The 4,534-nt window shown below is 31.1% G+C and carries 8 protein-coding genes and 1 tRNA gene; 1 reads left to right on the top strand and 8 read right to left on the bottom strand.

Annotated features, from left to right (window positions below; all coding sequences use genetic code 11):
• Window positions 1-29: 29 nt before the first annotated feature.
• From NK213_RS18970 to NK213_RS18960, 3 genes are read right to left on the bottom strand one after another with little or no spacing between them, the layout of a single operon-like run.
• Complete coding sequence (locus NK213_RS18970; protein ID WP_253352180.1) at window positions 30-227, bottom strand: hypothetical protein; 198 nt, start codon at window positions 225-227, stop codon at window positions 30-32.
• Window positions 202-1,506: a DnaB-like helicase C-terminal domain-containing protein gene (locus NK213_RS18965; protein WP_253352178.1), complete on the bottom strand. Its 1,305-nt coding sequence runs from the start codon at window positions 1,504-1,506 to the stop codon at window positions 202-204. Before NK213_RS18965 ends, NK213_RS18970 begins: the two co-directional genes overlap by 26 nt.
• Window positions 1,494-2,525: a hypothetical protein gene (locus NK213_RS18960; RefSeq protein WP_253352176.1), complete on the bottom strand. Its 1,032-nt coding sequence runs from the start codon at window positions 2,523-2,525 to the stop codon at window positions 1,494-1,496. The genes NK213_RS18965 and NK213_RS18960 overlap by 13 nt, the downstream gene beginning before the upstream one ends.
• A 170-nt stretch (window positions 2,526-2,695) precedes the next feature.
• Here NK213_RS18960 and NK213_RS18955 point away from each other — a divergent pair, with 170 nt between their 5' ends.
• Window positions 2,696-3,124, top strand: a complete 429-nt coding sequence (locus tag NK213_RS18955; protein WP_253352174.1) for a hypothetical protein — start codon at window positions 2,696-2,698, stop codon at window positions 3,122-3,124.
• A 1-nt stretch (window position 3,125) separates the two neighbouring features.
• On the opposite strand, the gene NK213_RS18950 is transcribed toward NK213_RS18955, so the two are convergent.
• From NK213_RS18950 to NK213_RS18935, 5 genes are all read right to left on the bottom strand, one after another.
• Window positions 3,126-3,341, bottom strand: a complete 216-nt coding sequence (locus tag NK213_RS18950; protein WP_253352172.1) for a hypothetical protein — start codon at window positions 3,339-3,341, stop codon at window positions 3,126-3,128.
• Window positions 3,338-3,469 carry a hypothetical protein gene (locus NK213_RS20530; protein ID WP_256478834.1) on the bottom strand — a complete coding sequence of 44 codons (132 nt, stop codon included), beginning with the start codon at window positions 3,467-3,469 and terminating at the stop codon, window positions 3,338-3,340. The genes NK213_RS18950 and NK213_RS20530 overlap by 4 nt, the downstream gene beginning before the upstream one ends.
• Before the next feature lies 1 nt (window position 3,470).
• Complete coding sequence (locus NK213_RS18945; RefSeq protein WP_253352170.1) at window positions 3,471-4,139, bottom strand: hypothetical protein; 669 nt, start codon at window positions 4,137-4,139, stop codon at window positions 3,471-3,473.
• A gap of 25 nt (window positions 4,140-4,164) precedes the next feature.
• Window positions 4,165-4,239, bottom strand: a tRNA-Trp gene (locus tag NK213_RS18940).
• A gap of 67 nt (window positions 4,240-4,306) precedes the next feature.
• A partial coding sequence (locus NK213_RS18935; protein WP_253352168.1) for a hypothetical protein occupies window positions 4,307-4,534 on the bottom strand: 228 nt, incomplete at its 5' end.

Below are 4,534 nucleotides of genomic sequence, written 5' to 3'. Positions count from 1 at the left end.
TATATCCGCTTCAAATCTTTTTCCTACATTCATTTTCCACCTCCTGCCATTTTATTTAGTAACCTTATTTCCCTTACTTCTAGGGCATCTTTTAACTTCTGGTCTATTTCCCTAAATTCAGTATTTATTTTTATAAGCTCTTTGGATTTATTGCTTTTTCTTTCCTCTAAGGTGTTTATATAATCATTTAACCGGGTATCACTAATAGGGTCTGCGTCTTTTATCATCTTCATCATCTCCCACATCTATTAATTTGGGTTGCTTTTGTAAGGTCCTTATTTCCTGTGTTTCTTTATTAAAAACTAAGCTTACTGTCCCTAATTCTCCATCTCTGTTTTTCCTGATTATTACTTCCATCATTGATAATTTCTTTTCGCTGTTTGGTGTTTTGTAATAATCTTCCCTGTGGAGAAACATCACCACATTACTCGCCTGCTCTATTCCTCCTGAATCTCTTAAATCCATTAATACAGGTCTTTTATCCGGCCTCTTTTCTACATCTCTGTTTAACTGGGCTAAGACCACAATACAAGTATCAAGTTCTTTTGCTAATGCCTTTAATCTATTTGCCATTTCCTCAACTTCTATATTTTTATTTGAATATCCCTTGGCCTGCATCAAAGTCAGGTAATCTATTACAATTAGAGCCAAAGGAGTTTTTTCATGTGCCTTTTTTATTCCCTGGACTATTATCTCAAAATTATTATTTTTACAGTCTAGTATCCCTAGTTTCAATTTCTCAAACATTGACATTTTACGACTTATTGCAGCTATATCCTCGTCTGTCAGTACTTCTCCTTTTGTCTTTTTTATTTTCTTAAGAAGTACTCCTGACATACTGGCCAGTATACGGTTTGTTATCTGTTTGGTATTCATTTCTATGTTTACATACAAAACATTATGTTTTACTGCATTTTTATAAGCTAAATTTAAACCAAAGGCTGTTTTTCCCATTGACGGTCTTGCTCCTATAGTAATTAAACTTCCCTTCTCAAGAAATACATATTTATCAAGATCACTATAGCCCGTATAAATTCCATCTAGTTCTTTTTTCTCTAGGTCTGTCCACCATTCACTTAGTAAGCCTCTTGGTGTTACCAGTTTATTACTTTCCTCTTCAAAATCACCCAGTCGCTCCACTATGGTTATTATATTTTTTCTTTTCTCATCTACACTTAAATCCTCTGTCTCGAGAACTTTTTGTATCTTTTTATCCATATAATAATTCTTGTATTCGTCACGCAGTACCTTTACTCCTAAATTCATATGAACTACTCCGTTAGATTCCTCGGCTAATTCAATTAGTTTTTCTCTCGGCACTTTTAAAAAACTCTGCTCAAACACTCCGTTTTCTGTATATATTTTAAGCATCTGCTTATATATTTCACGGTTTTCATTATTTACGAAATATTGTTCTTTTAAGCCGTTTTCTACTGCACTCTCAAATGTATACGGAGCCGACAGTATCTTTCCCAGTATTGCTTTTTCTATACTCAGTTCGGCCATTCTTCCTCCTGTCTAAAAGCATATTCTAAATCTTCCTGTGTATATTCTGAACTTCTAAGAATTTCTTCCGGTTTTCGGTCATCATAACTTCCATTTATTGTTTTTCTTATCTGTTCAAAATCTGTATTTTTATTGAAAAAACTATCAATATTCGTTATCTTTTTCATATGTGTGCTTTTACTTATGCGTTGTATTGCCTGTATTATTTCTGCTATTCCATATCTTTCAATTGCCTTATTTATTCCCTCAACCGGAGCATATTTATATTCTTGTAGCTCGCACTCTTTCCATGTTCGTTCTACATCTTTCACATAAATATTTTCATTCTGGGAATGTCTCCGGTAATCTTCTTTTTTTATTTTCTCAGCTTCGAAGTCGGAAGATTTTTTTTCATTTCTGACTGTAGTCTCTTTCTCTGTATTGTAGTCTCTGTTATATCGAAAGCAAGTTTCTTCACTTACTGTAGATGGACTTTCTTCATTTACAGGAATTTTATCCTGTCCCTTTAAATTCCTAGCTTTGACCTTATTTTCCCGTAAATCAACTTTCTTTATCTCCGTAAATAAAGATTCTTCATTTACTGTAAATGAACTTTCTTCACTTACAGGAGATAATAACTTTTCCAGTTCTGAATCCAGTAGTTCATGATTTCTGTAATATACTGTTATATATTTCATCTTATCTACATAACAGCAATAGAATTTTCCTTGAAACGGATCTCCTTTTTCCATTGCTTTCTTAAATTCATTTTTTGATTTGTATGCTACTCCTATTTTTTCGAAAGCTGTTTTAAATTCATACTTACTAAATCCCAGTTCTTCTGTCCAGCTATCCCCTGTTTTATATAGTTCATTATTCTCACATGGTTCTAAAAATTTATAGAATCCACCCGGCTTTTTTTCAAACCAATAATCCAGTTGCTGCATTAATATACTAGCTGTTACACTTCCCGATAATTGTCTTAATTCTTTTATATATGGAACATTATTTCTAAATAGAGTTAATATTTTATTCCTCATTCTTATCACTCTCTCTTGACTTATTTTATTTACATTTCTTTAATTTTATGGTATAAATTAATTAGCTAAAATAATAATTTTTTCTGAATCTCTTCTTTGAGATTCTTTTTTATTTACTTTTTTTTAATTTCTGATACAATGTTTAAAAACTTATACGAAAGAAGGCTTTTATGAAATCTTTAAAATTTTCTACTCTAGAAAAACTAGCTTTAACTGTACAACAAATTAATCATAATTCTTACGATATAGCATTTTTGAATTCAATTATTAATGAATATTCAACATATGTTGATTCTTCTTATCCTGAACGCTCATTTGATGATATTTTGGAGGACTTTACCCTTGATCGACTAGAATTTTCTGTCCCTTCTCCTAGCGAAGCTGAAATTTATGAACAAAGAATTCTAGCTATTTCAATCATAATTCTACTTTCCTGTACTTCCTATAGTGATTCTATTATTGAGCATATTTTTCAATATTTAGCCTCACAGGGTAAAGATTTTGCAACTGGTTTCATCATTTGTTGGATTTCTAAAACATTATTTCCAAATTTTTCAGATAAAATAACTCTAAAATTTAACGAGTACTTTAAAAAGTAATTCATTTTTCTAAATATTCATTGTTTATTATTATAAATATAAGCACTGCTACCACTCCACTTAGATTTTCAGAATATTTTAGAGCTGTTAATATTGTCAGATATATTAACAGCTTCTTTATTATCTCTAGCATTCTTCGTTTTCTTGTTTTAAGTGAATTTACTAAAAAAAATAGTGTCACTATATAACATATTGATTCTATAATTTTCATTTTCATTCCACTTCTTCCCACTTTTCCATTAAGGATTCCCTTAGATTTATTACTACTTCTTCATCCTTATCTTCCAAAGCTGTGACCAAACCCTCTGCTATATTCTTTAATTCTTCCATATCTTTATTTCTCATATTAATTCAGTCCTTCCTCTAATATTCCGTCTATATCAATATCTTCTGCTGTTTTTTTAGTTTTTCCTCTGCCTCTTGCACCCTTTTTAGCCGGTGCTTTAGGAGCCTTCTTACTCTTAAGGTCTTTTATTATCTTTTCTTTTTCCTTAACCTGTATATCCAGTTCTGATTTTTGACTTTTCAGCTTTTCAATTTCTTTTTCCAATTCCGATATAGTTTTTAACTGTCTCGTTATTGCACCGTCTTTTTCTTTTAGTAGGTCAAGGGATTTTTTATTCTCTGATATTAGAATCTCTATCTCTGAACTCTCTGCTTCCAGTTCCTTATTTTTTTCAGTTAATTTCTTTATAGTATTTGCCTGTCTTGTGTTTGATTTCTCTGCCTGTTCTAATAATTTTTTATATTTTTCCACGTATTCTGCATTATCCACTATTAAATCATCAAGGCTTAATTCTTCCTCTGCTGAATGTAAATTTATATATGGCAGCACATAATCTGCTATTGTCTCTTTACTGTCTCCCCTGTCTAACATTTTCCCTATATCCAGTAATATTCTAAACATCTGATATTTTGAAAATTCTATCGTTTTTACACAATTTCCTTTATGCATTAATTTGATACTTCTTATATTATTTTCTGCTTTTCTTCTATGAAATTCTATCTTATCCATATTTACTCCTCTCGGACATTTTATTTGGCGACACAGCTTGGACTCGAACCAAGAACACCAGTTTTGGAGACCAGTATTTTACCAGTTAAACTACCGTGCCATAACAGATACAGGTTTCCCCGTATCTTAGTCAAGAGTGTTAGTTTAGTGTCTTTGCGGACTTAGTTTTATAAATATTTCTTTAATTCACTGCAATTTATTGAAAACACTTTTTCTCCGTCGTGCAAAACAATTTCTTCTTTTGAATAAGTTATTCCTAATATTGTGTATGTGGGAATTTCTACTTCTTCTGTTTCGTTTTCTTTTACATCAAATAAATTCTTCAAATTCTCTGCTGATTTTAATATCTCTTCCGATAATTCTTTTTCATCTTCTTCATTATATGGATAACGTAA

The organism is Sebaldella sp. S0638, from assembly GCF_024158605.1.
In the GTDB taxonomy this organism is placed as follows: Bacteria; Fusobacteriota; Fusobacteriia; order Fusobacteriales; family Leptotrichiaceae; genus Sebaldella.
This window is presented reverse-complemented; position numbering and strand designations above follow the sequence as displayed.

Excerpts from the sequence above, each read along its gene's own strand:
- NK213_RS18970 (WP_253352180.1), bottom strand. The coding sequence starts at position 227 with ATGATAAAAGACGCAGACCCTATTAGTGATACCCGGTTAAATGATTAT.
- NK213_RS18965 (WP_253352178.1), bottom strand. The coding sequence starts at position 1,506 with ATGGCCGAACTGAGTATAGAAAAAGCAATACTGGGAAAGATACTGTCG.
- NK213_RS18960 (WP_253352176.1), bottom strand. The coding sequence starts at position 2,525 with ATGAGGAATAAAATATTAACTCTATTTAGAAATAATGTTCCATATATA.
- NK213_RS18955 (WP_253352174.1), top strand. The coding sequence starts at position 2,696 with ATGAAATCTTTAAAATTTTCTACTCTAGAAAAACTAGCTTTAACTGTA.
- NK213_RS18950 (WP_253352172.1), bottom strand. The coding sequence starts at position 3,341 with ATGAAAATGAAAATTATAGAATCAATATGTTATATAGTGACACTATTT.
- NK213_RS20530 (WP_256478834.1), bottom strand. The coding sequence starts at position 3,469 with ATGAGAAATAAAGATATGGAAGAATTAAAGAATATAGCAGAGGGTTTG.
- NK213_RS18945 (WP_253352170.1), bottom strand. The coding sequence starts at position 4,139 with ATGGATAAGATAGAATTTCATAGAAGAAAAGCAGAAAATAATATAAGA.